The following is a 26,270-nucleotide window of genomic DNA, read 5'->3' on the forward strand; positions in this document are numbered from 1 at the left end:
GAGGGAGTGGCGGCATGGTGGTACGGCGGCCGCCGGCGCGGTCCCGGCAGGCGCAGATCCTGGCCGTGGCCGCCGAGCGCTTCCACCGCAGCGGGTACCACCAGGTCTCGATGACCGAGGTCGCCGCCGGGGTCGGCATCACCGCGCCGGCCCTCTACCGGCACTTCCGGGGCAAGCCCGAACTGCTCGACCGGGCGGTCCGGTTGGGCCTGGACGAACTCGCCGGCGGGCTGCGCGCCGCCGGCTCCACCGCGGACGTGGGTGCCGCGCTGGCCGCGGTCGCGGTCGGGCACCGGCCGCTCGGCACGCTGGTGCAGCGTGACGCCCGGCTGCTGCCGCCGGACCGGCGGGCCGCGCTCCGCCGCGAGCTGCGGGCGGACGTCGCGCTGATGGCGGCGGTGCTCCGCGACGAGCGGCCCGGACTCGCCGTGCGGGATTGCGAGTTGCTCTGCTGGGCGGCGCTCTCGGCCTGCTCGGGCCTGTCCTACCAGTCGGCCGTCCCGCAGCCGCGCCGGGCCGAGCGGCTGCTGCGCGAGCTGGTCACGGCGGTGCTCGCGGTGTCGCTGGAGGGGGCCGCGCCCGACCCCCGGCCGGCCGTCGTGGCGGGGGAGCCGCGGCCGCAGCCGCGTCGCGAGGAGCTGCTCGCCGTGGCCGTCCGGCTGTTCCACCAGCGCGGCTTCGACAACGTCAGCACCGACCAACTCGGCGCCGCGGTCGGCATCTCGGGGCCCAGCGTGTACCGGCACTTCGACAGCAAGCAGCAGCTGCTGGCCGCCTCGCTGGTGCGCAGCCGGGAGCGGCTCTGGCACGAGGTGGCGGGGGCGGTCGACGGGGCGGCGTCCGGGCCGGCGGCGGCGCTGGAGGCCGGGCTGGCCGCGTACGTGGGCTTCGCGCGGGGCAACAGCGACTACCTCGGCGCGATGCTGAGCGAGACCGAACGGCTGGCCGCGCCGGACCGCCGGGCCGCGGTGGACTTCCGGCGGGACTTCCTGCGGACCTGGGTCGACCTGCTCTGCCGGGTGCGGCCGGAGTCCGACGCGGCGGAGGCGCGGATTCGGGTGCACGCGCTGTTCGCGCTGGTCAACGACGGGGTGCGGAACCGGCCGCACAGCGACCGGGCCGACCTCGGGGACTGTCTGCGCCGGCTCGGCCGGGCCGTCCTGGGCGTGTCCGGAGGGGCCTGAGCGGGTGCCCGGAGGAGCGTGAGCGGGCGCGGCCGGGTGCCCGCCCCCCGGCGTGCGGGGACGGGCACCCGGCCCGGGACCCGGTCGCGCGAGGGGCGGTCGCGCGACCGGACGCCTTCCGGCGAAGGGGTCGTCAGGGGGTCGCGACGGGGTAGAACACCGCGGTGCCGACGTTGCCGTTGCCCTGCAGGGCACCGATGTCGCCGCCGTTGCCGGTGACGGCGAGGCCGTTGTTCTGGTTGCTCGCGCCGGAGCCGGTGGCCGTCTGCTGGGTGTTGGCCACGTTGCCGACGACACCGCCGAGGATGTTGCCCGAGCCGGTGTTGCTCACCACGCCGCTGTTGGAGTGGTGGTCGGCACCGGCGCCGTTGTCGGCGTACGCGGCGGCGGCGCCGGCTCCGACGAGGAGGAAGGCCGCGAGGGCGGTGACGGCGGCTGCGCGAATACGGGACACGCTGGTCTCCTGAAGGGGGGAGTGCGAATGTGGCGCCTTCCGGGGTGGCCGCCCCGGAGCGCCGTTGCCTGACGTCGCACGACCAGCATTCACCAGCGCCGTGGACGAACTCCACCGAACGGGTGGCAATTCGCCCGATGGTGTCACCGAGCGCGCAGAGCGGGATTCCGGGCGAGGTCACGCGGCATGCCGTGCGACCGGCCGGATTCCTTCGGACGCAGGGCAGTTGGCCCATCCGGACGGCCCAACCGGGAACCGGCCCGTCGTCCGCTTCTGTCAACGCCGGGTTGACCGGGCCTCGGGCGCCGGAAAGAAATGGTCGGCGGATAGTCGCACTGGCACACTGGGGACCCATGTCTCAAGGTCTCCCGCCCGAGCCCGTCCCCGCCGAGGATCTGCGTACGACCGAGGTCGATCTCGGCGGACTGGTGAACGTCCTCGCCACCCACCTCTACTCCACCCCGCTGGTCGCCCTGCGCGAACTCGTCCAGAACGCCCACGACTCGCACACCCGGCGCCTGCTGGAGGACCCGGACGGCGACCACCGGGCGGTGATCCGGGTACGGGCCGACGCGGACCGGCGCACCGTCGCCATCGAGGACACCGGCGCCGGCCTCACCGAACCGGAGATCCACGCCTACCTCGCCACCGTCGGCACCGGCTACACCCGGATGCTGCGCGAACTGACCGGCAACCAGGAGCTGATCGGCGCCTTCGGCCTCGGCTTCCTCTCCGCGTTCTCGGTCGCCGACGAGGTCGTCGTCACCACCACCTCGCACCGGGAGCCGCAGCTCGGACACCGCTACCGCAGCCGCGGCGGCGAGCAGTACACCGTCGAGCCCGCGGCCCCGCGGCCCGGCGGCGGCACCGTCGTCGAACTGGCGCTGAAGGCCGAACACGCCCACCTGGCCGACGAGTACGCGCTGCGCGAGGTGCTCGGCCGGTACTGCGTGCTGCTCCCGATACCGGTCTTCGTCGGCGACGACGAGCAGCCCGTCAACGCCGTCCCGGTGCCCTGGCGCCGGCCCTCCCACCCGGCGTCAGCCGCGCCCCCGGCCGGAGGCGGCCCCGGCCGCCCCTCGGACGGGGACGAGTACGCCGCCCGGATGCGGTTCGCCGCCGCCTTCGGCCGCCGCTTCGAGCCGCTGACCGCCTTCCCCGTCCGGCCCGTCGAGGGCGGCAGCGACGCGATCGGCCTGCTCTGGGTCCAGGACGGCGGCAGCTACGCCAGCAGCGACAACCGCGACCTGGCCGTCTACCTGCGCGGCATGCTGCTCGCCGAGGACGCCCGCGACCTGCTGCCCAGCTGGGCCGGGTTCATCGGCGGCGTGGTCGAGTCCAACCGGCTCACCCCGACCGCCAGTCGCGAGGACCTCCAGCGCGACGAGCACTACCGCGCGCTCCAGCAGTCGCTCACCGACGCCGTGGTGGACGGCCTCTACGAGACCGCCCGGCTGCGGCCCGCCGTCTGGCGCCGCATCCTGGCCCGGCACGGCCAGGACCTGCTCGGCGCCGCGCTCTGCGACGACCGGCTGTTCACCCTGCTCGCCGACGACGTCCCGGTGCCCACCTCGCAGGGCGACCTGACGGCCGGTGCGCTGCGGGCGGCCGGGGGAGGCGCGGTGCACGTCGCGCTCGGCGGCAACGGCGGCTTCGAGGAGATGCTCTACCGGGCGATGCAGGTGCCGATCGCACGCGGCGACCGCTACGCCGTCCTGCCGTTCCTGCGCCGCTACGCCCGGCTGCGGGGCTGCCGGATCGTCGAACTCGGCAGCGAGAGCGGCAACCGCGAGCTGTTCCGCGACCCGGAGCGCCCGCTGCCCGCCGGGGAGGCCGCCTGGCTGGCCGGCGCGCTGGCCGACCCGGGGGAGCAGCTCGTCCCGGCCCGCTTCGACCCGGCCGGCCTGCCGCTGGTCCTGGTCCCCGACCGGGAGGCCGAGCTCAAGGCCCGGATCGAGGACGACCAGGCGGACGCCCGGATCCCGTCCGCCGCGCTGCGGCTGGCCCGGGCGTTCACCGCCCGCAGCGACGGAGAGGTGAAGGCCCGGCTCTACCTCAACCTGTCCTGCCAGGCCGTCCAGGACCTGCTCACCGCCTACCGCGACGGGCACACCGGCAGCGCCACCGCCGCCGGGCTGCTTCGCTCGCTGAAGGTGATCATGGCGGCGGCCTCGGCCGGCCCGTCCGGCGGCGACCTCACCGGTGCGCTGGCGGGCATCGGCACCGCGGTCTCCGCGCTGACCGCCGCCGTCCCGGCCGGCCTGCCCGCCGTCCCGGACAGCCCGGACGGGCTCGACGGGCTCGACGGGCTCGGCCGTCCCGACGGCTCCGGCGACGGGGACTGACGGGGTGGCCGAGGCCGCCGTTCCGGACGGATTGTCAGTGGCCCACGCCACACTGTTCACCAGCACAGCGCACGACCAGCAGGGGGAGACGGAAGCCGTATGACGACCGACATCTGGGCCTGGGTGCGGGACACCCACGAGCAGCTGGCCGAGACCGGCCACCGGCGGCTGGCCGACGCCATCTACGAGCTCCCCGGCCACGCCAACGAGGGGCGCAACGCGCAGCTCGACGCCGTCTACCCGGAGGCGGTCGCCGCCGCCCGGGCGCTCGGCCTGCCCTGGGTCGAGGTCTACCTGCGGCACTGGCGGATGCAGAACCTGCTGAACAAGCGCCACCAGGGCGAGCAGGCCCTGGCCGAGGCGGTCGACCTGCTGGAGTTCGCGCACCGGGAGGAGACCGCCGGCTGCCCGCAGTCGGTCTGCGTCGTGCAGGACTTCGCGATCTGCCACGCCCGGGTCGACGGCCCCGGCTACGTGCCCGAGCGGCTCGCCGTGCTGAGCGAGACGCTGGAGCGGATCGAGCCCGCCCGGGCGTGCTTCGACTGCCTCTCCCGGGAGTACTCCGACGCGCTGGAGGACGACGGCCGCCCGGCCGAGGCGCTCGCCCACCTGGACACCGCCGCCGCCCGGATCCAGGCGGCCGGCCAGCGGCTCTCGCTGCACTTCCACCACTCCCGGGCCGGCACCCTGCACCTGCTCGGCCGGCACGAGGAGGTGCTGGCCCTGCTCGACACCGCCGAGCAGGCCGAACGCGCCCGCGGCCGCCAGCTCGACGAGAGCGACCAGCGCTGGGGCGCCCTGGCCCGCGCCCGCGCGCTCGCCTCGCTCGGCCGGACGGAGGAGGCGCTCGCCCTGCTGCCGGACCGGGCGGACGCCGAGCGCCACGCCGACCTGCGGGCGGCCTGGACCGAGACCGTCGAGCTGCTCGTCGCGGCCGGCGCCCGGGAGAACGACGCCGAGCTGGGCGCCGTCCTGGCCGGCTGGGTCGGCTACCTCGACGGCACCGGGTCGCACCGCCCGTGCGTCGACCTGCTGCTGGCCGCCGGGCGGCTCGCGCTGGCCCGCCAGGCCCGGACGGTCGCCCTCACCCTCGCCGCCACCGGCGAGCGCAAGCTCACCCGGCTGCGCCGCCCCGAGGCCGTCGCCGGGCAGGTCGCGCAGCTGCGCGCGGCCGCCGAGGCGCTGCCCGTCCCGGAGCCGGCCGTTCCGCCGGCCGGGCTGCTCGCCCACCTCGCCACGGCGGGCGTGCCCGTCGAGACCGCCGCCGACCTGCTCTCCGCCGCCCTGGACGACTGCCGGAAGGGGCAGGCCGGCCCGGACGGCCAGGCCGGTGCCGCCGCGCTGGCGGTGCAGCTGGCCGGGGTGCTGGGCAGCCTCGGGCACGCCCGGGCCGCCGCCGACCTGCTCTGGCGGCAGCTGGACGCCGACCCGTCCGACGAGGACGTGATCGGCATGCTCGGCGTCGCCCTGGTCGAGTCGGGGGACGGTGACGGTGTGCGCCGGCTCGCCGACCGGCTGGCGGAGACCAGCCCCGCCGACGGCCACTGGGTCCGCGCCCGCTGGGCCGGCGCGGAGGGCCGCTGGGCCGAGGTGGTGGAGCACTGCGAGGCGATCCTGGCCGAGCACCCGGACCGGATCAACACCCGCCGGGTGGCCGGCGCCGCGGCCACCGAGCTGGGGGACCACGCCGCCGCACAGCGCTACTACCAGGACCTCCTGGCGCACGCGCTGCCCGTCGAGGGCACGCCGGAGGAGGAGCTGCACCGCACGGCCGGCCGGCCCGACCTCTGGCACCTGATCACCGCCGCCACCGCCAACCGCGACTGGGCCGTGGTCCGGTCCACCGGTGCCCTGCTCGGCATCGAGTTCGACGAGCCCGAGGGCCCGGTCGACGAGGAGTGGCAGCTGGTCACCGTCCGGGCCACCCGGACCGACGGCGCCACCGCCGACGTCCCGGCGCTCCGCACCGGCCCGGCCACCGCCCGCATCCTGCCGGTGCTGGGCGACGACCTGACGCTCAACCACGGCGACGTGGTGGTCTTCGCCCCGGCCCTGCTGACGGATCCGCCCGCCGAGGACGCGCCGGAGGAGGAGCGGCGGCGCTGGCGCCCGGTGTTCGAGCTGCTCACCCTGCTCGACCCGGCCGGCTACACCACCTACTGGATCGACGGCGGCTGGCCCGGCGACGAGGCCTGGAACGAGCTGCGCGAGCAGCTGGGGCGGTCCGGCTACGCGGTCTGGGCCTACAGCGGGGACCACTACGGCATCACCGACCCGGCGGAGGACGGCGGCACCCTGCCGGGGATCTACGCCGCCGTGGGGGTGCCGCCCACCGCGCACGCCGCCGACGCGGACGCGCTGCTGCACCGGCTCACCGGTGCCTGGCCGCACCCGCTGGCCTGGCTCGACCTGGCCCGGGCGGCGGGCGCGGAGACCGCCCGGCACGAGGAGGTCATCGAGCGGTACGGGCTGTAGCGCCCCGCGCCGCGGCGGGCCGGGGCTGGACAGGCCGATCCGGGGCAGGACTCCCTATTTAGATCTTCTTGGTGATTGCTTTACTGTTTCATTGCCAAGAGTCGACCTCCAGGAGTGCCTGCCCCGTGACCAGCCTCGCCCTCGGCCCGTCCTGGCTCGATCCGACCCACCTGATCTCCACGTTCGGGTTGATCGGCATCCTGGCCGTCGTCTTCGCCGAGTCCGGACTGCTGATCGGCTTCTTCCTCCCCGGGGACTCCCTGCTCTTCACCACCGGCCTGCTGGTGGCCGGCGGCACCTACCTGCACCAGCCGCTCTGGCTGGTCTGCGCGCTGATCGTGGCCGCCGCCGTGGCCGGGGACCAGGCCGGCTACCTCTTCGGCCGCAAGGTCGGCCCGAGCCTGTTCCGCCGCCCCGACTCCCGGCTGTTCAAGCAGGAGAACGTGGAGAAGGCGGCGGCCTTCTTCGACCGGCACGGGCCCAAGGCGCTCGTACTGGCCCGCTTCGTGCCGATCGTGCGGACCTTCACCCCGATCGTCGCCGGGGTGAGCAGGATGAACTACCGCACCTTCGTCGTCTTCAACCTCGTCGGCGGCGTGCTCTGGGGCGCGGGCGTCACGGTGCTCGGCTACTTCCTCGGGCGGATCCCGTTCGTCGAGGAGAACATCGAGGCGATCCTCGTCGGCATCGTGCTGATGTCGGTGGTCCCGGTGGTGGTCGAGGTGCTGCGCGCCCGCCGGTCCGGCGCCGCGGCCCCGACCCGGCACCGCGCCGGGTAGGCACCCGGGCCCGCCACCGCCCGCCGGGACGTACATGTGCGTCCAGCAGTTCGATCAGGCAAGGTGTATCCGGAGATCGAGCGGCGGCCCGGGGAGCCCGGAGCCATCAGGGGCGGCAAGGAGCGGAAGTGCCTAAGCGGGGCCGACCGGGCGGAGGCAAGCGGGCCAGGGGCGGCAAGGGGGCCCGGCCGGCGCGGCCGGCTGCGGAGAAGCAGCCGCTGCACCCCTCCGAGGCGCCGCCCACCGAGGGCCTGCTCGGCCACCCCGCCCCGGCCGTCGAGCCGGCCACCGTGATCCCGTTCGCCCCGCCCGTCCCGGAGACCAAGGGCCTGCTGGCCCCGGAGCCCACCCCGGAGCCCACCCCGGAGCCCGTCGAGGAGCCCGCCGGGCAGTACGCCGACTGGTTCGTCGGGGTGCACGGGGAGCACGGGGAGCAGGCCGCAGCGGACGGGCCGGTCGCGGAGCCCGAAGGCCTCGCCCCGGTGTACCGGCGGCGCTCGGTCGCCGAGGACACCCTCACCCCCGAGGAGTGGCAGGCGGCCGGCTACACCCCGCCCACCGGCATCGCCGTCCCGACCCTGAAGCCCGGCGCCCCCGGCGAGGCACCCTGGCCGGACCGGATGCGCACCCTGCTGCGCACCCCGATGTCCGAGCGCCCCGCCTTCGAGCGCACCCCCCGCGACCTGCACCCCTCGGCCGCCCGCAACGTCCCGCGCATCCTCGACCTGACGCTCCGGATCGGCGAACTGCTGCTGGCCAGCGGCGAGGCCGCCGAGGACGTCGAGGCCGCCATGCTCGGCATCGCGCACGCCTACCGGCTGGACCGCTGCGAGCCGCAGGTCACCTTCACCCTGATCGGCATCTCGCACCAGCCCTCGCTGGTCGAGCCGCCGGTCACCGCGGACCGGGTGGTGCGCCGCCGCACCTCCGACTACACCCGGCTGAACGCGGTGTACGAGCTGGTCGCCGACATCACCGCGGAGAAGGTCACCGTCAACGACGCGTACCGCCGGCTCGCGCTGATCCGCCGCAACCGGCACCCGTACCCGGCCTGGCTGCTCGCGCTGAACACCGGACTGCTGGCCGGCGCGGCGACCTTCCTGGTCGGCGGGCGGACGGACGACAAGGGGTGGCTGGTCTTCGCCAGCGCCTTCATCGCGGCCGTCCTCGGCGACCGGCTGGCCTCGCTGATCGCCCGTCGCGGCCTGCCGGAGTTCTACCAGTTCGTGCTGGCCGCGATGCCCGCGGCGGCCTCCGGCATCATCCTCTCCTTCAACGACTGGGACCTGCACGGTTCGGTGGTGATCACCGGTGGGCTGTTCGCGCTGCTCCCCGGGCGGGCCCTGGTCGCCGCCGTGCAGGACGGCCTGACCGGCTTCTACATCACCGCCGCCGCCCGCCTGCTCGAAGTGATCTACCTGGTGGCGGGCATCGTGATCGGCGTGATGCTGATCCTCTACCTCGGGGTCGGCTTCGAGGCCAAGCTCCGGCCGGACGAGAGCCTGGTCGGGGCGAACTACCCGCCGGTCCAGATGATCGCCGCATTGGTGCTGACGCTGGCCTTCGCGATGCTGCTGCAGACCGACCGCCGCTCGCTCGCCCTCGTCACCCTGAACAGCGGCATCGGGTGGTCCAGCTACGGCGTCCTGGTCTACAACGCGGGCATCTCGCCGATCGTGGCCACCGGCGTCGCGGCCGGCCTGGTCGGTCTCTTCGGCCAGCTGATGGCCCGCTACCGCTACGGCTCCGCGCTGCCGTACGTGACGGCGGCGATCGGGCCGCTGATGCCGGGTTCGGCGCTCTACCTCGGCATGCTCTCCTTCGCCCAGGGCCACTCCGCCGCCGGCATCGTCCAGATCACCCGGGCCGCGGCGATCGCCCTGGCGCTGGCGATCGGCGTGAACCTCGGGGGCGAGATCGCCCGGCTCTTCATGAAGCTGCCGGCCGGCGCCGAACTGCTGCCGCCGCAGCCGGCCGTGCCGCGCCGGGCGGCCAAGCGCACCCGGGGCTTCTGACCGCGCGTCGGGCCGCCGGCCGCCGCTGCCCCGTCCCCCGCGCCCGTTGCCGCCGTCGCCCGCCGCGCGGTCGTCGCCCGTCCCCGCCGCGCCGTCCGGTGCCGCGCTGCCCGGTGCCGGGTGGGCGCCGCCCCCGGACCGCAGTCGTTGGACCGTGTCGGCCCCCGGGCCATGTCGCGGCAGGCCCTACGCAGGACCAGGAACGAAGGTAAGACCTATGACCACACTGCTGGACGGCTACCGCGAGCACATCGTCGCCGCGCACAAACAACCGCTGCTCCTGCTGCTGGTCGGATTCATCACGTCCTTCGTCTTCATCCGGTTCAGCGTGCGGATGATCAGGGCCCAGGTGCGCTGGTGGCCCGGCAACGTCACCCCCGGCGGGCTGCACATCCACCACATGGTGTTCGGCCTGGGCTTCCTGCTGGCCGGCGGCATCGGGGTGTTCGCGACCTACGGCGGCCACCCCTGGATCGACGTGTTCGGCCTGCTCTTCGGCATCGGCTGCGGCCTGGTGCTGGACGAGTTCGCACTGATCCTGCACCTGGACGACGTCTACTGGGGCGAGCAGGGCCGCAAGTCGGTGGACGCGGTGATCTTCGGCATCCTCTTCACCGGACTGCTGCTGGTCGGGTACGTGCCGCTCGGGGCGGAGCCCGGCGAGGACACCCGCTGGGGCCTGGTCACGGTGATCTCGGTCAACGCGCTGGCCATGATCGTCACCCTGCTCAAGGGCAAGGTGTGGACCGGCCTGCTCGGGATCATGGTGCCCGGCCTCTCCTGGATCGGCGCGATCCGGCTGGCCCGGCCGAGCAGCCCGTGGGCGCGCTGGCGCTACACCACCCGCCCGCGCCGCCGGGCCCGGGCACTCCGGCGCGAGCGTCGGCTGCACCGGCGTGCGGACGTCGCCCGCACCTGGCTCTTCGACCTGATCGCCGGTGCCCCGGACAAGGTGCCGGCCGGGCACCCGGCCGCCCACCGGGTCGCCGAGCGGATGGCGGCCCGGGCCTCCGCCCACCTCGACGCACACGCCGCCCGGGCGCTGGCCCGGCGCTCCGCCCGGCTGGCCGACCGCCGCTCGGCGGCCGCCACGCCGGGGTCGGCGGCCCCCGCCCCCGGCGCCGGCGGCGGGAGCCGTGAGCCCGGCACCCGGCACGGGGCCCAGCAGCGGCGGCGCTCCGTCCGGGCAGGCCGCACCCGCACGTACGCGGTGCGGCCGACCGGCCTGGAGCCCCGGCCGGACCGCCACCCCCGCCTGCGACCGCACACCCGCCGGATCCGCCGGTAGTTCGTACGCCCCGCACGGCCGACGGGAGTTGACGCCGGATCGGATCATCCGACGGGTCACCCGGCCGGCGGTGCGGGCTTGGGGCTCGAAAGCCGCCCGGCTTGAGACCATGGCGATGCGTAAGCGATCTGTCATAGGACGGGATGCTTTGCCGGGTTCCGCTCGACCCCCGCCACCACCCCGGCGCTCCCGTCCGAGACCCGAGAAGGGATGTCTCGTGGCGCGCAGGTTCCTGCCGGTCCTCCTGTTGTCCCTCACCGCACTGTTCGGGCTGCTCCCCGTGGCCGCGGCCGCTCCGGCGGACCCCGACCCGGCCACGGGCACCGCCCTGGACGGTGAGCCGTACCCCTCCGCCGAGGACGTCGACCGGGCCCGGGCCGAGGCCGACCGCCGGGCCGTCGCGGTGGCCGTCATCGAGGCCGGGCTGACGGCGGCCGAGGCTGAACTCGACCGGGCCGCGCGGGAGGCCGAACAGGCCGTCGAGGCCTACAACGGCGCCCGGCTCGCGCTCACCCGGGCCCGCGGCGAGGAGTCCGCGGCGACCGGCCGGGCCGCCGCCGCCGAGGCCGAGCGGTCCGCGGCAGCCGAGGACGCCGCCGCACTGGCTGCGGAAACGTACCGCCAGGGCACCACCGCCGAACTCTCCGCCGTCAACGCCCTGATCGGCGCCCGCGGTCCGCGCGAGGCCGGCGACCAGGCGGTGGTGGTCGGTGTGGCCGGCGACCGGACCCGGCAGATCCTCGACGCCGCCACCTCCACGGCCGCCGCGGCGGCCCGCACCTCGGCCGCCGCACGTGCCTCGGCCGAGGCCGCCGAGAGGGCCGCCACCGAGGTCGGCGCCGCCCGGGAGCGGGCGGAGGCCCGGATGTCCGCCCGGCAGGTCCAGGTCGCCGACGCCGGCCGCCGCCGCGAGCAGCTCCTCGCTGACCTCGCCGCCGCCCGCCACACCACCGTCGGGCTGGAGCGGCAGCGGCGTGAGGCCCTGGAGGCGATCGCCGCCCGTGAGGCCGAGGCGGCCGCCCGCGCCGCCGCCGAGAAGGCCGCTGCGGAGCAGGCCGCCGCGGAACAGGCCGCTGCCGAGCGGGTCGCCGCGGAACGAGCTGCTGCGGAACAGGGTGCCGCCGGGGCGGCCGCCGCCGGGGCCGCCCCGGCGGAGGTGGAGCGGGCGGACGCGGCCGGAACCGCCGTGGCCGGACCGCCGCCGGCCGCCCGGCCCTGGTCGGCGGAGGGTGCGGCCGCCGCCGTCGACTTCGCCCGCTCCAAGATCGGCCTGCCGTACGTCTGGGGCGGCGAGGGCCCCGGTGGCTACGACTGCTCGGGCCTGACCATGATGGCCTGGCGCCAGGCCGGCCGGCCGCTCAACCACTTCGCCGCCGACCAGTACGCGCAGAGCACCCCGGTCGGCTACCGCCAGCTCCGCCCCGGGGACCTCGTCTTCTGGAGCGACACCGGCCGCGCCGCCGACATCCACCACGTCGGCCTCTACATCGGCGACGACCAGATGATCGAGGCCCCGCGGGCGGGCATGCCGATCAAGCAGGCCAGCCTCTGGATCATGGGCACCCCGGACTTCTACGCCCGGCCCTGACGGCACCGCGGCTCGTGCCTGGGTCGGGGCCGGAGCCGGGGCCGGTGTCGGGTCCGGAACCGGCGGGCCGGTGCCCGGCCGTTGTCGGTGGCCCGCCGTACTCTGGCAGGCGGCGGAAGGGGTGTCGGATGAGGCTGCGGAACGTCGAGCCGGGGGATGTCGGGGCGTACGTCCGGATGCGCTGCGACCCGGTGATGATGGCGGAGCTGGGCGGGCCGTTGCCGGAGGAGGGGATCGCAGACAAGGTGCGCCGGGACGTGCTGGACGCGGCGGCGGACCGCTCCTGGATCAAGATGATCGTCCCGGACGGGGCCGCGCCTGGCGTGGTGGCCGGGTCCGTCGCGCTCTGGTCGCACGGGGACGAGGACGCCGAGGGGGAGGGCGCCGAGGGGGAGGGCGGGGTGATCTCCGAGATCGGCTGGATGGTGCTGCCGGAGTTCCAGGGCCGCGGCCTCGGCAAGGCGGCCGTCCGGGAGGTGCTCGACCTGGCCGCCCGGGACGGCCGGTGGGGCCCGGTGCACGCCTTCCCGGGGACCACCAACGGGCCGTCCAACGGCATCTGCCGGGCCCTCGGCTTCCGGCGGGTTGGTGAGCGGGAGGTCGAGTTCGTGGGCCGGCCGCTGCGGGTCAACCACTGGATCGCGGACGCGGGGCCGGGCCCGGACAGGCCCTGACCAGCGGCGGATAAATGGGATGCCGTCCTCGGAGGCCCGCCGTACCGTGGCCCAATGGGCAACGATGCGAACGGCGGGCCCCGTGACCCGGGGAGCGGCCGACCGGACGAAGGCGTCGGCGGGATCGTCGTCAGGGCGGTCACCGAGGACGAGGTCGAGCGCTGGGACCGGGCGCTCGCGTTGGGCTTCCTGCGCTCGCACGTGGAGAGCGGGACCGACTACCGCCGCCGGCAGTGGGAGCCGGGCCGGATGCTCGCGGCCGTGGACGACGGGCGCTTCGTCGCCACCTACCGGAGCTACGACGTCGAGCTGACCGTCCCGGGCGGCGCCGTCGTCCCGGCGAACGCGATCACCGCCGTCACCGTCACGAGCACCCACCGCCGCCGCGGCCTGCTGAGCCGGATGATGCGGGGGAACTTGGCGGCCGCCCGCGAGCGCGGTTCGGCCGTCGCCGTCCTGATCGCCGCCGAGTACAACATCTACGGCCGGTTCGGCTTCGGCCCGGCCACCCGCGGCCACGGCTGGAACATCGACCTGCAGCGCACCCGCGGTCTGCGCGAGGGCTTGCCCACCGTGCCCGGCGGCCGGATCGAGTTCCTCACCATGGCCGAGGTGCGCAAGGCGGGCCCCGAGCTGCACGACCGCTGGCGGCTCACCCAGCCCGGCGCCCTCGCCCGCGACGAGCTGTTCTGGCAGCGCCACACCGGCGGGATCGCCGTTCCGGGCTTCGACTGGAAGGAACCCTTCGCGGCCCTCCACCGGGACGCCGAAGGCAACCCGACCGGTCTGGTGGCCTACCGGGTCGACGACACCTGGGACGGCAGCTACCCGAACTGCACGCTCACCGTGCTCGACTTCCTCGCCCTCGACCGGGCCACCGCCGCCGAGTTGTGGCGGTTCGTGTTCTCGGTCGACTGGGTGCGCAAGGTCGTGGTCGAGAACATCGGCCCGGACGACCCGCTGCCGCTGCTGCTGAGCGACCCGCGCGCCGCGACGCCGTACGTGGACAACGCCGACTTCATGTGGCTGCGGGTGCTCGACGTCGAGGCCGCGTTCAACGCCCGGACGTACGGCGCCCCCGGCCGGACGGTGCTGGAGGTGGAGGACCGGGACGGCTTCGCCGCCGGGCGGTGGGCCGTCGAGGTCGCCGCCGACGGCACCGGCCGCTGCACCCGCACCACCGGGGAGGCCGACCTCGCGCTGGACGCCTCGATGCTGGGCGCGCTGTACCTCGGCGGCGAGACCGTCCCGCGGCTGGCCGCGGCCGGTCTGGTCACCGAGCTGCGCCCGGGCGCGGCGGCCGCCGCCGACCTGCTGCTGCGGACGCCGCTCTCCTCCTGGAACCCGGACGGCTTCTGAGCCTCCGGCTCCCCGGGCGCGGGGCCCTACTTCGCCGCGGACTTGCCGATGGTGGGGAGGATGAAGTCCTGGATCAGGCCCTTGGCGTCGCGGACGATGGGCCGGAACACCCGGTACCGGGACAGGTTGATGATCCGGGCCACCATCGGGGTGGAGCGGCGGACGTACTCGCGCGTGCGCTCGGTGTCCGGGGTGCGGTCGAAGACCCAGTACAGGACGACGATCATCAGGTTGAGCCAGAGCAGGTCGGGCAGCAGCTCGGCCAGTTCGGCGTCCAGCTTGGGCGCGAGTTCGGAGCCGGTCAGCACCTCGCGGAAGAGTTCCACCGCGGTGGCCCGGGCCGGGTGTGACTCGTTGGAGAACGGGCTCAGCGAGCTGGCCGGGTCGGCCGCGGTGCGGAAGAACTGGGCGGCGAACTCGTGGTACGGCTCGGCGCAGTCGATCCAGGAGGTGACGGCGATCTCCAGCCGCTCCGCGAAGTCCCTGGTGCCGGCCAGCCGGCGCCTGGCGTCGGCGGCGTGCTCGTACGTCATCCGGTCGTAGAACCCCTGGATCAGGAATTCCTTCGACGAGAAGTAGTAGTAGGCGTTGCCGACCGAGACCCCGGCCTCGGCGGCGATGGCCCGCATGGTGGTCTTCTCGTAGCCGCGTTCCTGGAACAGCCGCATGGCCGTCTCCAGGATCAGCGCCCGGGTCTGTTCGCTCTTGTCGGTCTTCGGCTGGGCACGGCTGCCGCGCACCTCGGCGGGCGGTGCCGCCGGGGCTTCCGGCGCACCGGCCGCACCCGTGGTGCCGTCCGTGCCGCTCGTGCCGTTGGTTCCGTTCGTCGCTGCCAGGTCGTCCACGCCCCGAGCCTAGCCGGAGCGGCGTCCGCGTCCGGAGTGGTCAACTCCGGGGCCGCCGGGCCCGGCCGGATCGGTCAGCTCCACCCGGTGTCGGTGCGTGCGGTACCGGATGTCCCCTCCACATCCGGTACCGCCACTCCGCCCCCGGTTCTTTCGAACGCGTTCAAAAGCATGGGCATGACTCTAGGGCCTCGGATTGAACATGTTCAAGTCTGGGTGTGTGGGAGGCTCGTCACATGAACGCCACCATCCGCCGCGGCACCGCCCGGGACGCCGAGGCCGTCGCCGACCTGCACGCCCACAGCTGGCGCACCGCGTACGCCGGCATCGTCCCGGCCCCGGCGCTCGGTGACGGGCTGTCGGCCGAACGCCGCGAGCTCTGGTCGCTGCGGCTGTCCGCCGACTACGGCGAGCCGGCCAACACGCCCGAACTGCTGATCGCCGAACTCGACGGCGGCACGGTCGGGTTCGCCTACCTGGTGCCGCAGCCGGACGGGCGGGTGCTGCTGGACAACCTGCACGTCCGGCCCGGCCGGACCGGTGGCGGCATCGGCCGGGCGCTGCTGGACGCGGCCCGGGCGCACGTCTCCCGACGTCACCCCGGGGCCGCCCTCTACCTGGAGGTGCTGCGCGACAACACCCGCGCGGTCACGTTCTACGAGCGCGCCGGCGGCCGCCGGACGGCCGAGCAGGAGGGCGTCTTCCCCGGCGGCCACGTGCTGCCCGAGTACGAGTACAGCTGGCCGGCCGCCGGGTCTCAGTCGTGGTCGTAGACCGTCACCGGTACTCCCCGCTCCACCAGCCGGGCCGTCACCAGCGGCTCGACCGACTCCCAGCGCCCGCCCGCCAGTCCGCAGCCGATCCGGGGCATGTGGACGGAGGCGCCGAGCGCGAGGGCCTGGTCGGCCAGCGTGGCCAGTGCGGTGTCGATCGCCTCGTACCGGACCGGCACGCCGCTCGACCGGCCGGTCCGGATTCCGCGCTGGCCGACCAGGTTCGCCACCCAGACGTACGGCTCGACCTGCACCACCTGCACGGCGCCCAGCCCGAAGTCGTTCCCCGCACGCTCCCGGTGCCAGCGCCGGTACGCCGCCTCCGGCTCCGGCCAGCGGCGGGACACCGCCAGCACGAAGCCCTTGCCCCAGCCCCCGAGGTCGTTGCAGACATGGGCGATCACCTTGGGGCCCTTCGCCTGCGGTGAGGTCGCATCGCCACGGAGGTACCGGATCGATTCCATGACGGGAAGCTATCCCGCGGTACCGACAAGCTGTTCGGATTTTTCTGCTGCCGCTGCCGCTGCCGGGGCGTCCGCGCCGGTGTCCGCGGTGGTGTCCGCGGTGGCGTCCGCGGTGGTGTCCGGGGTGGTGTCCGGCGCTGCGGCGGCGTCCGGGATCCGCAGATGGCGGCGTCCGGCCAGGGCGATCAGCAGGGCCAGCGCGGCGGCGCCGGCCGGCAGCCAGTAGCCGGTGCCGGGCGGTGCCTGCTCGGCGACCGCACCGGCCAGTGAGGCGCCGGCCGAGATGCCGACCACGATGCCGGACACCGCGACCGCCATGCCCTCGTTCAACTGCCGCTGCGGCAGCAGCCCCTGGATCAGCATCATGCCGGTGACCATGGTCGGCGCGGTGCCCGTCCCGGCCACGAACAGCGTGACGCCGAGCACCGCCAGGCCCGCGCCGCCCACCCCGGCGGCCAGCGGCAGGAGCAGCAGCCCCGCCATCGCCGCGACGCCGAGCAGGAACCGGACCGCCGGCGCCCGGCGCGGCCGCAGCAGCCCGAAGACCAGCCCGGTCACGCAGGACCCGGCCGCGACCAGCGCCAACAGCCCGCCCGCCACCGGCTTCTGCCCGAGCGCGTCGGCGTACGCCACGGTGGTCAGCTCCGTCGCGCCGAAGACCACGCCGGTGGCGAGGAAGGTCAGCAGCAGCACCCGCAGCCCGGGCACCCGCAGCGGCGAGCCGTGGCGGGCGCCCGCCACCCGCTCCGCGAGCGGGGGTTCGGTCCGCCGCTGGGCGGCGAAGAGCAGGGCGCCGGTGGAGCCGAGCACCGCGGCGGCGACCAGGCCGGCCTCCGGGGCGACGGCGGTGCACAGCAGCATCGCGAGCACCGGCCCGGCCATGAAGCAGAGTTCGTCCAGCGACTGTTCGAAGGAGTTGGCGAGGTGCCGGGCGGCCGGGTCGGCCCGGTACAGGTGCGCCCAGCGGGCCCGCGCCATGCCGCCGAGGTTCGGCGTCGCCGCGCCGGCCGCCCAGCAGGCGTACAGCGTCCAGTCGGGGGCGCCGGAGCGGACGCAGAGCAGCAGGCCGGCGAACGGGACGGCGTTGTACAGCGTGGCCGGGACGGTGACCCGGGCCTGCCCGTACCGGTCCACCAGGCGGCCGAGCAGCGGCATCCCGATCGCCCCGGTGAGCAGGCCGGCCGCCGAGACGGTGCCGGCCAGGGCGTACGAGCCGCGCCGTTCGGCGATCAGCACCACCAGGGAGACGCCGGCCATCGACATGGTGAGCCGGCCGAGCAGTCCGGCGAGGGTGAAGGCGGCGGTGCCGGGAAGCGTGAACAGCCGTCGGTAGGACGCGAGCATGGGACTCCGAAGACGTGGGGGAGGGGATGCCTCCAGCCTCACGCAGCCGCCCGACGGCGGTCCAACACCTGTTTCGCCGCACTGACAACACGGTGTTGTTAATCTGCCGCCATGCCCTCCGACCTGCACCCCCGGCTGCTCCGCGGCTTCGTCACCACGGCCGAGACCCTGCACTTCGGCCGGGCCGCCGAACGCCTGCACGTCGCGCAGCAGGCGCTCAGCCGGGACGTCCGCGCGCTGGAGCGGCTGCTCGGCGACGCGCTCTTCACCCGGACCACCCGCAGCGTCGAACTCACCGCGGCCGGGCACCAGTTGCTGCCGAAGGCGCGGCAGCTGCTGGCCCTGCACGACGAGATCCTGACGGCCGCCGAGCAGCGCCCCCTGCTGCTGGACGTCAACAGTGACGTCAGCGGCCCCGACCTGACCTCCGACCGGCTGCTCGGGCCGGCCCGGGCGGCCTGGCCGAAGGGCGACATCCTGGCCCGCTACCTCGGCGGCCTCGCGGCGGCGGCCGAGGCGCTGATCGCCCACCGGCTGGACGCCTCGCTCGGCCGCTTTGCCGGGCTGGACGCCCGGGTGCGCTCGCAACTCGCCCAGGTACCGGTGCGGTTGGAGCGGGTCTCGGTGATGATGGCGGCCGCCCACCCGCTGGCCGGCCGCCCGGTGCTGCGGCTCGCCGAGCTGGCGGGCCACCCGGTCGACATCTGCGCCGGGAACCCGGCCACCACGGAGTGGGCCGACCTCGGCGCCCGGCTGCTGCGCGAGCACGGGCTGACGGCGGCCGTGCCGTACGTCCCGCCGGTCGGGGTGGAGGAGACCGCCCGCTACCTCGTCCGGCGCGGCGACCCGATGCTGACCACCACCAACGGGCCGATGATCCCCGGCGTGGTGAACGTGCCGCTGGTCGACCCGGTGCCGCTGAGCCTGGTCAGCCTGGTGCACCGGCCGGGCCTGCGGCACCCCGGTCTGACCGCGCTGCTGACGGCGGCCGCCGAACTCGGCGCGAGGGAGGAGTGGTTGCGGCGTCCGGCGGGCAGCTGGCTGCCGGCGGCCGATGCCGCGCTGCTGGAGGCGTCGGAGCGCTGAACGCCGTACGGCCGGGCCTCGTCCGGCGGGGGGTTCGTGCGGTGGGGGTTCGTGCGGTGGGGGTTCGTGCGGCGCGGGCCCCGAGGTGCCGGTTCGCTTTCCTGTCGCAGGGCCGGAATTCGGCGGCGGGGCCGGGTGTTGGGGCTCGGAGACGACCCCACCCCTGCCGCTCGGGGGTCGGCAGGGGTGGGGCGTGTGCGGGGCGGTCGCGATGGCGGCCGCCGTGGCGCGGTGCGGGGCAGTGGCCTCGGTCGGCCGGTTCAGGCCGCCTTGACGGCGGAGATGTCGAAGCTGAGCTTGACCTTCTCGCCGATCAGCACGCCGCCGGTCTCCAGCGCCGCGTTGTAGGTGAGGCCCCAGTCGGTGCGGTCCAGCACGGCCGAGCCCTCGAAGCCGACCCGCTCGGCGCCGTACGCGTCGGTGGCGCTGCCGGTGTAGTCGAGGTCCAGCACGATCGGCCGGGTGGTGTCCTTGATGGTGAGCTCGCCGGTCATCCGGTAGGTGTCGCCGCGCAGCCGCTCGGCGGAGGTGCTGCGGAAGCGGATCTCCGGGTGGGTCTCGGTGGCGAAGAAGTCGCCGGTGCGGAGGTGCTCGTCGCGCTGGGCCTGGTTGGTGTCGATGCTCGCGACCTTGATCACGAGTTCGGCGCTGGAGTTGCCCGGCGTGGTGCCGTCCAGGTGCAGCTTGCCGTCGTACTCGGTGAAGCGGCCCTTGACGTTGGTGACCATGGCGTGGCGCACCGAGAACCCGACCTCGCTGTGGGTGGTGTCGATGGCCCAGTCGCCCGTCAGATGGCTCAGGTCCGGGCTCGCCGGGGCCTCGATGACGGCGGTGGCGGTCGTGGCGGCGTTCTTGGTGCGGTTGAAAATGCCCATGGCTCCTCCTCGGGTTCGAAGCCAGTTGTTTAGGCTTCAACTTCTTGGCTCCACTGTAGGACGCTTTCGTTCAAAGTTCAACCATGAGTCTGGGGCAATCTGCGCGAACCGCCCGGACGGGGAGGGGCGCGGTGGGTGCCCGGTACGGTCGACACCGGTCCGGCCGTGCGGCTTGACCCTCGACCCGGTCGAGGCCCCAGAGTCCCAGGCATGGAGAGCGACCTGCGCAGCATCGGTGAGCTGGCCCGCGACAGCGGCCTCGGTGTCAGCGCGCTGCGCTTCTACGACGGCGCCGGCGTCCTCGCCCCCGCCTGGGTCGACCCGCAGACCGGCTACCGCTGGTACGCGCCCGGCCAGCTCGCCGACGCCCGGTTGCTCTGCCGGCTGCGGCGGGTCGGGCTGCCGCTGGCCGACATCCGGGCCGTGCTCGACGCGGCCCCCGGCTCCGGCGCCGGACGGCAGGTGGTCGACGCGCACCTGCGGCGGCTGGAGGACGGCCTCACCGACGCCCGCCGGGAGCTCTCCCTGATCCGCACGCTGATCGACCAGAGGGAGAACCCCGTGACCACAGCCCCTGCCGAGCACCGTTTCACCGTTCCCGCCGACGAGCTGGCCGCCGCCCTGGACGCGGTCCGCTTCGCGGTCGGCAGCGACTCCGGGGTGCCGATGCTGTCCGGCGTGCTGTTCGACCTGGACGGCGGCCTGCTGCGGCTGGTCGCCACCGACCGGTACCGGATGGCGCTGGCCGAACTCCCGGTGGTGTCCGGGCCCGTGTCCGGGCTTCCGGAGGCGGCGGACTCCGGCGCCGCCGCGGACCTCTCGGCCGCCGCGATCGTGCCGACCGCGCTGGTCGACGGTGTCCGGGCCCTGCTCGGCTCGGGTGCCGAGCACGCCGAGCTGACCCTCGGGGCCGGCCGGTTCCGGGCCGGCACCGGCGGCCACCTCATCGAGGGCGCCACCCTGGACCACGACTACCCCGACTACCGCTCGCTGGTCCGGCTCGACCCGGTCCACCGGGTCGGCCTGCCCGCCGCCGAACTGCGCGGCGCCGTGGAGTCCGGGGTCACCCGCAGTCTGCCCTCCGGCCCGCACGGCGCCGCCTGCGAGGTCACGGTGCTCACTCTCGACGGGGACGGACGACTCACCGTCGCCGCCGACGACGCCGAGCCGGCCCCTGGGGACGTCCGGGTGGCGGTCAACCGCGACTTCCTGCTGGACGCCCTCCGGGCCGGCGGCCCCGAGCAGCTCGTCCTCGAAATCACCGGCCCGATCGCCCCGTTGGCCATTCGGACGGCCGGGCGTGACGGCACCTTCTCGATCCTGATGCCGATCCGCGTGCCCGAGCCGGCCTGACCGACCGGCCCCGCGCGCCCACGCCGAGCTGAACGCGCTCGCCCGCGCGCACCGACGGGGACCTCGCTGTCCACACCCTGTGGAGCAATCCCCGGCCGTTCGCGACGTGCGCTGCCGCCGCGTCCCCCACCGGCGTCGGCGCGGTCCGTCATCTCGCCCCGGATCCGTGGGTCGTCGCCGCCGGGCGCGCCGCGGAGCCCGGTCGGGCCGGCCCGCGGTGGGCGGGCGTGGTGACCGACCTGCTCTACCCGGCCGACGCCGTCCGGGCCGGCGTCCCGGAGCACCGCGCCGCCCCCGGCCCCGCTCGCCACCGGCCGCCGCACCGTTACTCGCTACCCGTTCCCCGTTACCCGGACTGGGGGCACGTCGCGCGACGCGTTTGCTGCTGCTAGCACCCTGCTTGCAATTGCAAGCAGGGTGGGGCAGGCTGGTCGCATGGCCTCACTGAATGTCGGTTCGCTGGGCGAGTACATCCGCGAGCAGCGGCGGAGTGCGCAGTACTCGTTGCGGCAGCTGGCGGAGGCCGCCGGCGTGTCCAACCCCTACCTCAGCCAGATCGAGCGAGGGTTGCGCAAGCCGAGTGCGGAGATCCTCCAGCAGATCGCCAAGGCGCTGCGGATCTCGGCGGAGACGCTGTACGTCCAGGCCGGGATCCTGGAGGAGCGGCGGGGCGAGGGCCTGGAGTTGCGGGCCTCGATCCTGGCCGATCCGCTGATCAACGAGCAGCAGAAGCAGGCGCTGCTCGCGGTCTACGACGCCTTCCTCAAGGAGAACGCCGCCCGCAAGGACACGGACGCGGTGCCCGACGACCCCGAGGCCGACGGTCCGAAGACCGCCGGCCCGGCAACCTAGACCCACGGGAGACCAGTCATGGCGATCACGGACGAGCTCAAGAAGACCCTGAGCGACCCGACCCCGCTCTACGCCCTCGCCGGCGCGGGCGACCTCGCGTACGAGAAGCTCCGCGAGGTGCCCGGCAAGGTCGAGGCGCTGGCCGCGGACCGCAAGGGCACGCAGGAGAAGGCCACCGCGAAGCTCCAGGAGGCGCAGACCCGGCTGGTGGACGCGCAGGCGAAGGTCGCGGGCACGGTGGGCACCCTGCCGGCCGACCTGAAGGAGCTCCAGGAGAAGGCGCAGAGCTTCGCGCTCCAGCAGGTCGGCCGCGCGGTCGAGCTGGCGGTGAAGGCCAAGGAGGCCTACGACGAGCTCGCCGAGCGCGGCAAGGGCGTGGTCGACCGGAGCCGTCCCGCCGAGGCCCCGGCCGCGGTGAAGCCGGCCGGTGCGGAGCCGGTGGCCGGGGTCTCCGAGCCTGCCGGTGCCGATCCGGTCGACGCCGAGCTGGTCGAGGACGACGAGCCCGCCGCGCAGACGGAGGAGCCGGCCGCCAAGAAGCCCGCCCGGGGCCGGAAGAGCGCCGAGTAGGGCACCTCGGCCGGCCACGGAACGTTGACACCGTGGCGGGCGGGTCGTCGTGCCAGGATGGGCGGCGGCCGGAGTGCCGGAGCCGGGACGCACCGGACGTGCGAGGCGCGCGAGACGCAGAGGAGACCGGAATGGGCCAGATCCTGGGCCTGCACTACCTCAACCCGTTCTGGTGGGTGGGCATCGCCATCCTGGGCTTCAAGCTGTTCGCCCTGGTCGACGCGGCCGTCCGCCGGGAGGACGCCTACCGGGCGGCCGACAAGAAGACCAAGGGGTTCTGGCTGGCCGTCCTGGGGGCCGCGTTCGGCCTCGACCTGCTCTTCGGGGTGGACCTCCTGTACAGCTTCCTGACCATCGCCGGTCTGGTCGCCGCGATCGTCTACATGGTCGACGTGCGCCCCGCGATCAAGGAGCTGACCGACCGGGGCGGCGGTGGCGGCCGGCGCAACACGGGCCCGTACGGCCCCTGGTAGGCCGGTGGACCGGTAGGCCGGAACAGCCGGAACGACGACGAGCCCCGGCGCGCGGATGGTCCCGCGCGCCGGGGCTCGGTCGTGCCGCCGGACCGATCCCGGCCGGTCAGCCCAGGAGCAGCTGCACCGGGTTGCGTTCCAGCAGCAGCACGGCGACGTCGTCCGTCAGCGCGCCGCCGTTCAGCTCCTCGACCTCGGCGATCGCGCTGTCCACCAGGCGGCCCCTGGTCAGCCCGGCGGACTGGTGGTCGCCGATGAGGTCGGCAAGCCCGTCCTGACCGAGCCGGCGCGAGCCGGCGCCGACCCGGCCCTCGATCAGCCCGTCGGTGTAGAGCAGCAGCCGCCAGCCCGGGTGGAGTTCGAGCCGGTGCGGGGGCCAGGTGGCCCCGCCGTCGTCGCAGGGCAGCAGGCCGAGTGCGGGGCCGGCGAGGTCGGCCGACAGCGTCACCGGCTTGCAGTCGGCGCCGAGCAGCAGTGGTGCGGGGTGGCCGGCGAGGTAGAGCCGGGCGTGTTCGAGGGCGCCGGTCGAGCCGGTCCGGCCGGCGGCGTCACCGGGCTCGATGACCAGCATGCAGAGCGTCGCGAAGATCTCGTCGCTGCGCCGCTCGTGCTCCAGCACGTGCTGGAGGGTGGTCAGCAGGGCCTCGCCGGTGAGCCCGGCGAAGACGAGGGTGCGCCACGCTATCCGGAGCGCCACGCCGAGCGCGGCCTCGTCCGGGCCGTGGCCGCAGACGTCGCCGATCACCACGTGGACGGTGCCGTCGTCGGTGCGCACCGCGTCGTAGAAGTCGCCGCCGAGCAGGGCGCGGCGGCGGCCGGGACGGTAGCGGCGGGTGAAGGAGAGCCCGGCGCCGTCCAGCAGCGGGGTGGGCAACAGATGGCGCTGGAGGCGGGCGTTCTCCTGGCCGCGCAGTTCTGCCTCGACCAGCCGGCGCTGGGACTCGTCGGCGCGCTTGCGCTCGACCGCGTAGCGCAGGGCACGGGCGAGCAGCGGACCGTCCGTCTCGTGCTTGATCAGGAAGTCCTGGGCGCCGGCGGCCACCGCGGCGGCGCCCAGCTCGGCGCCGGCGGCGTCGGTCAGCACCACGACGGCGGTGTGCGGGGCCCGCCGGAGCAGCTCGTGCAGGCCCTCCAGACCGTCCGAGGCGTCCGAGGGGTGGGGCAGGTCGGCGGGGGCGGCGAGGTCGAGCAGGACGCAGCTGAAGCCGGCGCCGCGCGGACGGCCGCGCCGTGCCGGGGCCGGGGCCAGCAGTTCGGCGGCCTGGTCCAGCCCGCGGGCCCAGTGGATCTCGATCGGGGCGCCGCTGTCGGCCACCGCGGCCTTGAGCAACTGGGCGTCGGAGGCGTCGTCCTCGATCACCAGCAGCCTGAGCGGGGCGGCCGGAGCTGTGGCGGCCGGCCCGGCGGCGCCGGTGTCCGACCGGGGGTGGGGTATCGGGGGAGGCGCCGTGGCCGGGCCGGCCGGCCGGTGGTCGGACCGGCCCCGTGGGCGGTCGGAACGGGCACCGTCGAGGGTGCCCGGCGGGTCGGCGGCACCAGGTGCCCGCCCGTCTCCCGTTGCGGGCATCGGCTGATCCTTCCTTTCCCCGAGTGCGTAACGGTCGGCGTCCGTCCGCAGTGCCCGCCTGGCACCCTGCGTCGGGGAACTTCTCGCGACCATAACGTGATCTCCGGGGAACTCTCTGGCCGACCGGCACGGTTGTGGTAGGTGCCACGCCGGTGGCGGTGTGGTGAAACGGGACTGGGGCCACGGCTGGAGCCCGTACCGGCGGGCGTCGGCGCGGGCCGGAAAGGACGGTCACGGTGGTGACACGGATCACCCTGGTCGAGGGTGACATCACGGAACAGCAGGTGGACGCGGTGGTGAACGCCGCCAATTCCTCTCTGCTCGGCGGCGGCGGGGTGGACGGTGCGATCCACCGCAGGGGCGGGCCGCAGATTCTCGAGGAGTGCCGCAGGCTCAGGGCCTCGCACTGGGGCCGGGGTCTGCCCACCGGGCAGGCGGTGGCGACCACGGCCGGGCAGCTGCCGGCCCGCTGGGTGGTGCACACGGTGGGGCCGGTCTACCGGGAGGAGGAGTACGACGAGCGGGCGGAGCTGTTGGCCTCCTGCTACCGCGAGTCGCTCCGGGTGGCGGCGGAGCTGGGCGCGCGGACGGTGGCCTTCCCGGCGGTGTCCGCCGGGGTGTACGGGTGGCCGCTGGAGGACGCGGCCCGGATCGCGCTCGCCACCGTCGTGGCAGCAGGCCCCGGGCCGGTGGGGGAGCTGGCGGAGGTGCGGTTCGTCCTGTTCGGCGCCGCGGCGTACCGGACGTTCGAACAGGTGTGGCAGGGGATAGAGTCGGAAGGGCGGGAGGGGCAGGACTGAGGTGCCGGCGGGACGTCCCCATGGTGGCGTGACGGGGCGTCAACATGCCAGAGATATTCGATAACTCGTTCGAGTGAATCCCCGGGCTCGATCACCAGCTCAGCCCGGTTCAGCGGGGCCCGGCCCGGCCCGGGTCCGCCCGGCCCGGCCCCGTCGGGGCGGCGGGGGCGGCCCTGCCTACGGGGCGAGCGCCGTCCAGGGCACGGTGACCTCGCCCTGCCGCCACCGCCCGCGCGCGTCCACCAGCGGCCAGCTGCCCGCCAGCGCCGTGCACGCGGCCACCCAGCGCTGCCGGGCGCCGAACGCCCCGTAGGGCGCGGCCGCCGCCCAGGCCCGGTCGAAGTCGGTCAGGAAGGCGTGCACCGGCCGGCCCGGCACGTTGTGGTGGATCAGCGACTTGGGCAGCCGTTCGGCCAGCTCGGACGGCTGCCCGAGCCCGCCGAGCCGGGCCGCGAAGGTCACCGTCCGCGGGCCCTCCGGCCCCAGCGCGACCCAGACGTGCCGGCGCCCGATCTCGTCGCAGGTGCCCTCGACCAGCAGCCCGTCCGGCGCCAGCCGGGCGCGGAGCCGGTCCCAGACCGCGGCCACCGCCGACTCGTCGTACTGCCGCAGCACGTTGGCGGCCCGGATCAGCTGCGCGGGCGCCCCGCCGTCCAGCGGCACCTCGAAACCGCCGCGCCGGAAGCCCAGCAGCGGCGGGTCGGCGTACGGCAGCGCGGCCGCGACCCGCTCCGGCTCGATCTCGATCCCCACCACCCGGACGTCCGGCCGGACCGCCCGCAGCCGGCCGGAGAGCTCGACCGCCGTCCACGGCGCGGCGCCGTACCCGAGGTCGACGGCCACCGGCGGCCGGACGGCGGAGCGCAGCGCCGGACCGAGCGTGTGGGCGATCCAGCGGTCCATCCGCCGGAGCCGGTTGGTGTTGGTGGTGCCGCGCGTCACGGTTCCCACCGGCCGCGCCGTCCGCCCGCGGGCAGGCGTGGTCACGGAGTCGAAGGAGGCGGCCATGCCACCGGCCCGTCAGATCCAGCTGTCGAACCACATCCGCCTGCGCCAGTCGTCCATCGGAATGGTCTCCCCCGTATACAGGGGGTGGAAGAAGAGGAA

At 75.0% G+C, this 26,270-nt stretch carries 23 protein-coding genes; 16 read left to right on the top strand and 7 right to left on the bottom strand.

Annotated features, from left to right (window positions below; genetic code table 11):
* Positions 1-14 precede the first annotated feature (14 nt).
* Positions 15-1,184 carry a TetR/AcrR family transcriptional regulator gene (locus ABZ885_RS05770; RefSeq protein ID WP_360183748.1) on the top strand — a complete coding sequence of 390 codons (1,170 nt, stop codon included), beginning with the start codon at positions 15-17 and terminating at the stop codon, positions 1,182-1,184.
* 133 nt (positions 1,185-1,317) lie between these two features.
* Here ABZ885_RS05770 and ABZ885_RS05775 read toward each other — a convergent pair whose 3' ends face one another.
* On the bottom strand, positions 1,318-1,638 hold the full coding sequence (locus ABZ885_RS05775; protein ID WP_360183750.1) for a hypothetical protein: 321 nt from the start codon (positions 1,636-1,638) through the stop codon (positions 1,318-1,320).
* A 353-nt stretch (positions 1,639-1,991) separates the two neighbouring features.
* Between ABZ885_RS05775 and ABZ885_RS05780 the strand changes: the two genes are divergently transcribed.
* From ABZ885_RS05780 to ABZ885_RS05815, 8 genes are all read left to right on the top strand, one after another.
* The gene (locus tag ABZ885_RS05780; protein WP_360183752.1) at positions 1,992-3,983 is read left to right on the top strand and encodes an ATP-binding protein; all 1,992 of its coding nucleotides are present in this window, start codon (positions 1,992-1,994) and stop codon (positions 3,981-3,983) included.
* Positions 3,984-4,082: 99 nt separating this feature from the next.
* Positions 4,083-6,458, top strand: a complete 2,376-nt coding sequence (locus ABZ885_RS05785; RefSeq protein ID WP_360183754.1) for a hypothetical protein — start codon at positions 4,083-4,085, stop codon at positions 6,456-6,458.
* A gap of 125 nt (positions 6,459-6,583) precedes the next feature.
* Positions 6,584-7,237 (top strand): VTT domain-containing protein, encoded by a 654-nt coding sequence (locus ABZ885_RS05790; protein WP_360183756.1) that lies wholly within the window; start codon positions 6,584-6,586, stop codon positions 7,235-7,237.
* A 128-nt stretch (positions 7,238-7,365) separates the two neighbouring features.
* Positions 7,366-9,252, top strand: a complete 1,887-nt coding sequence (locus ABZ885_RS05795; RefSeq protein ID WP_360183758.1) for a threonine/serine exporter family protein — start codon at positions 7,366-7,368, stop codon at positions 9,250-9,252.
* Between the two features lie 217 nt (positions 9,253-9,469).
* Positions 9,470-10,540, top strand: coding sequence for a hypothetical protein (locus tag ABZ885_RS05800; protein ID WP_360183760.1), 1,071 nt, complete (start codon positions 9,470-9,472; stop codon positions 10,538-10,540).
* Between the two features lie 217 nt (positions 10,541-10,757).
* On the top strand, positions 10,758-12,128 hold the full coding sequence (locus ABZ885_RS05805) for a C40 family peptidase (RefSeq protein WP_360183762.1): 1,371 nt from the start codon (positions 10,758-10,760) through the stop codon (positions 12,126-12,128).
* A gap of 128 nt (positions 12,129-12,256) precedes the next feature.
* The gene (locus ABZ885_RS05810; RefSeq protein WP_360183764.1) at positions 12,257-12,802 is read left to right on the top strand and encodes a GNAT family N-acetyltransferase; all 546 of its coding nucleotides are present in this window, start codon (positions 12,257-12,259) and stop codon (positions 12,800-12,802) included.
* A gap of 54 nt (positions 12,803-12,856) precedes the next feature.
* Positions 12,857-14,161 carry a GNAT family N-acetyltransferase gene (locus ABZ885_RS05815; RefSeq protein WP_360183766.1) on the top strand — a complete coding sequence of 435 codons (1,305 nt, stop codon included), beginning with the start codon at positions 12,857-12,859 and terminating at the stop codon, positions 14,159-14,161.
* Positions 14,162-14,187: 26 nt separating this feature from the next.
* Here the strand turns inward: ABZ885_RS05815 and ABZ885_RS05820 are convergent, their stop codons facing one another.
* Positions 14,188-14,901, bottom strand: a complete 714-nt coding sequence (locus ABZ885_RS05820) for a TetR family transcriptional regulator (protein WP_360183792.1) — start codon at positions 14,899-14,901, stop codon at positions 14,188-14,190.
* A 341-nt stretch (positions 14,902-15,242) separates the two neighbouring features.
* Here ABZ885_RS05820 and ABZ885_RS05825 point away from each other — a divergent pair, with 341 nt between their 5' ends.
* Positions 15,243-15,779, top strand: a complete 537-nt coding sequence (locus tag ABZ885_RS05825; protein WP_360183768.1) for a GNAT family N-acetyltransferase — start codon at positions 15,243-15,245, stop codon at positions 15,777-15,779.
* Here the strand turns inward: ABZ885_RS05825 and ABZ885_RS05830 are convergent.
* Positions 15,764-16,243 (bottom strand): macro domain-containing protein, encoded by a 480-nt coding sequence (locus ABZ885_RS05830; RefSeq protein WP_360183770.1) that lies wholly within the window; start codon positions 16,241-16,243, stop codon positions 15,764-15,766. The genes ABZ885_RS05825 and ABZ885_RS05830 overlap by 16 nt on opposite strands.
* 9 nt (positions 16,244-16,252) lie before the next feature.
* On the bottom strand, positions 16,253-17,587 hold the full coding sequence (locus ABZ885_RS05835; protein WP_360183772.1) for an MFS transporter: 1,335 nt from the start codon (positions 17,585-17,587) through the stop codon (positions 16,253-16,255).
* 111 nt (positions 17,588-17,698) lie between these two features.
* On the opposite strand from ABZ885_RS05835, the gene ABZ885_RS05840 reads away from it, so the two are divergent.
* Positions 17,699-18,673, top strand: coding sequence for a LysR family transcriptional regulator (locus ABZ885_RS05840; protein WP_360183774.1), 975 nt, complete (start codon positions 17,699-17,701; stop codon positions 18,671-18,673).
* Between the two features lie 260 nt (positions 18,674-18,933).
* On the opposite strand, the gene ABZ885_RS05845 is transcribed toward ABZ885_RS05840, so the two are convergent.
* Positions 18,934-19,548 carry a YceI family protein gene (locus tag ABZ885_RS05845; RefSeq protein WP_360183776.1) on the bottom strand — a complete coding sequence of 205 codons (615 nt, stop codon included), beginning with the start codon at positions 19,546-19,548 and terminating at the stop codon, positions 18,934-18,936.
* Between the two features lie 210 nt (positions 19,549-19,758).
* Here ABZ885_RS05845 and ABZ885_RS05850 point away from each other — a divergent pair, with 210 nt between their 5' ends.
* The 4 genes from ABZ885_RS05850 to ABZ885_RS05865 all read left to right on the top strand — a co-directional run bounded on the left by ABZ885_RS05850 (position 19,759) and on the right by ABZ885_RS05865 (position 22,796).
* The gene (locus ABZ885_RS05850; protein ID WP_360183778.1) at positions 19,759-20,901 is read left to right on the top strand and encodes a MerR family transcriptional regulator; all 1,143 of its coding nucleotides are present in this window, start codon (positions 19,759-19,761) and stop codon (positions 20,899-20,901) included.
* 435 nt (positions 20,902-21,336) lie between these two features.
* Entirely contained in the window at positions 21,337-21,753 is a 417-nt protein-coding gene (locus ABZ885_RS05855; RefSeq protein ID WP_360183780.1) for a helix-turn-helix transcriptional regulator, read from the top strand.
* Between the two features lie 18 nt (positions 21,754-21,771).
* Positions 21,772-22,323, top strand: a complete 552-nt coding sequence (locus tag ABZ885_RS05860; protein ID WP_360183782.1) for a hypothetical protein — start codon at positions 21,772-21,774, stop codon at positions 22,321-22,323.
* 131 nt (positions 22,324-22,454) lie between these two features.
* Positions 22,455-22,796, top strand: coding sequence for a DUF2516 family protein (locus ABZ885_RS05865; protein WP_360183784.1), 342 nt, complete (start codon positions 22,455-22,457; stop codon positions 22,794-22,796).
* Between the two features lie 106 nt (positions 22,797-22,902).
* Here ABZ885_RS05865 and ABZ885_RS05870 read toward each other — a convergent pair whose 3' ends face one another.
* Complete coding sequence (locus ABZ885_RS05870) at positions 22,903-24,363, bottom strand: SpoIIE family protein phosphatase (RefSeq protein ID WP_360183786.1); 1,461 nt, start codon at positions 24,361-24,363, stop codon at positions 22,903-22,905.
* A 239-nt stretch (positions 24,364-24,602) separates the two neighbouring features.
* Here ABZ885_RS05870 and ABZ885_RS05875 point away from each other — a divergent pair, with 239 nt between their 5' ends.
* Positions 24,603-25,163, top strand: coding sequence for an O-acetyl-ADP-ribose deacetylase (locus tag ABZ885_RS05875; RefSeq protein WP_360183788.1), 561 nt, complete (start codon positions 24,603-24,605; stop codon positions 25,161-25,163).
* A gap of 177 nt (positions 25,164-25,340) precedes the next feature.
* Here the strand turns inward: ABZ885_RS05875 and ABZ885_RS05880 are convergent, their stop codons facing one another.
* Positions 25,341-26,171, bottom strand: coding sequence for a class I SAM-dependent methyltransferase (locus tag ABZ885_RS05880; RefSeq protein ID WP_360183790.1), 831 nt, complete (start codon positions 26,169-26,171; stop codon positions 25,341-25,343).
* Between the last annotated feature and the right edge of the window lie 99 nt (positions 26,172-26,270).

It is taken from the genome of Kitasatospora sp. NPDC047058, assembly GCF_040643935.1.
Lineage (GTDB): Bacteria > Actinomycetota > Actinomycetes > Streptomycetales > Streptomycetaceae > Kitasatospora.

Coding starts and splice junctions, on each gene's coding strand:
- ABZ885_RS05825 (WP_360183768.1), top strand. CDS start 15,243: ATGAACGCCACCATCCGCCGCGGCACCGCCCGGGACGCCGAGGCCGTC.
- ABZ885_RS05780 (WP_360183752.1), top strand. CDS start 1,992: ATGTCTCAAGGTCTCCCGCCCGAGCCCGTCCCCGCCGAGGATCTGCGT.
- ABZ885_RS05785 (WP_360183754.1), top strand. CDS start 4,083: ATGACGACCGACATCTGGGCCTGGGTGCGGGACACCCACGAGCAGCTG.
- ABZ885_RS05850 (WP_360183778.1), top strand. CDS start 19,759: ATGGAGAGCGACCTGCGCAGCATCGGTGAGCTGGCCCGCGACAGCGGC.
- ABZ885_RS05870 (WP_360183786.1), bottom strand. CDS start 24,363: ATGCCCGCAACGGGAGACGGGCGGGCACCTGGTGCCGCCGACCCGCCG.
- ABZ885_RS05830 (WP_360183770.1), bottom strand. CDS start 16,243: ATGGAATCGATCCGGTACCTCCGTGGCGATGCGACCTCACCGCAGGCG.
- ABZ885_RS05865 (WP_360183784.1), top strand. CDS start 22,455: ATGGGCCAGATCCTGGGCCTGCACTACCTCAACCCGTTCTGGTGGGTG.
- ABZ885_RS05860 (WP_360183782.1), top strand. CDS start 21,772: ATGGCGATCACGGACGAGCTCAAGAAGACCCTGAGCGACCCGACCCCG.
- ABZ885_RS05815 (WP_360183766.1), top strand. CDS start 12,857: ATGGGCAACGATGCGAACGGCGGGCCCCGTGACCCGGGGAGCGGCCGA.
- ABZ885_RS05835 (WP_360183772.1), bottom strand. CDS start 17,587: ATGCTCGCGTCCTACCGACGGCTGTTCACGCTTCCCGGCACCGCCGCC.
- ABZ885_RS05810 (WP_360183764.1), top strand. CDS start 12,257: ATGAGGCTGCGGAACGTCGAGCCGGGGGATGTCGGGGCGTACGTCCGG.
- ABZ885_RS05800 (WP_360183760.1), top strand. CDS start 9,470: ATGACCACACTGCTGGACGGCTACCGCGAGCACATCGTCGCCGCGCAC.
- ABZ885_RS05845 (WP_360183776.1), bottom strand. CDS start 19,548: ATGGGCATTTTCAACCGCACCAAGAACGCCGCCACGACCGCCACCGCC.
- ABZ885_RS05880 (WP_360183790.1), bottom strand. CDS start 26,171: ATGGCCGCCTCCTTCGACTCCGTGACCACGCCTGCCCGCGGGCGGACG.
- ABZ885_RS05855 (WP_360183780.1), top strand. CDS start 21,337: ATGGCCTCACTGAATGTCGGTTCGCTGGGCGAGTACATCCGCGAGCAG.
- ABZ885_RS05840 (WP_360183774.1), top strand. CDS start 17,699: ATGCCCTCCGACCTGCACCCCCGGCTGCTCCGCGGCTTCGTCACCACG.
- ABZ885_RS05770 (WP_360183748.1), top strand. CDS start 15: ATGGTGGTACGGCGGCCGCCGGCGCGGTCCCGGCAGGCGCAGATCCTG.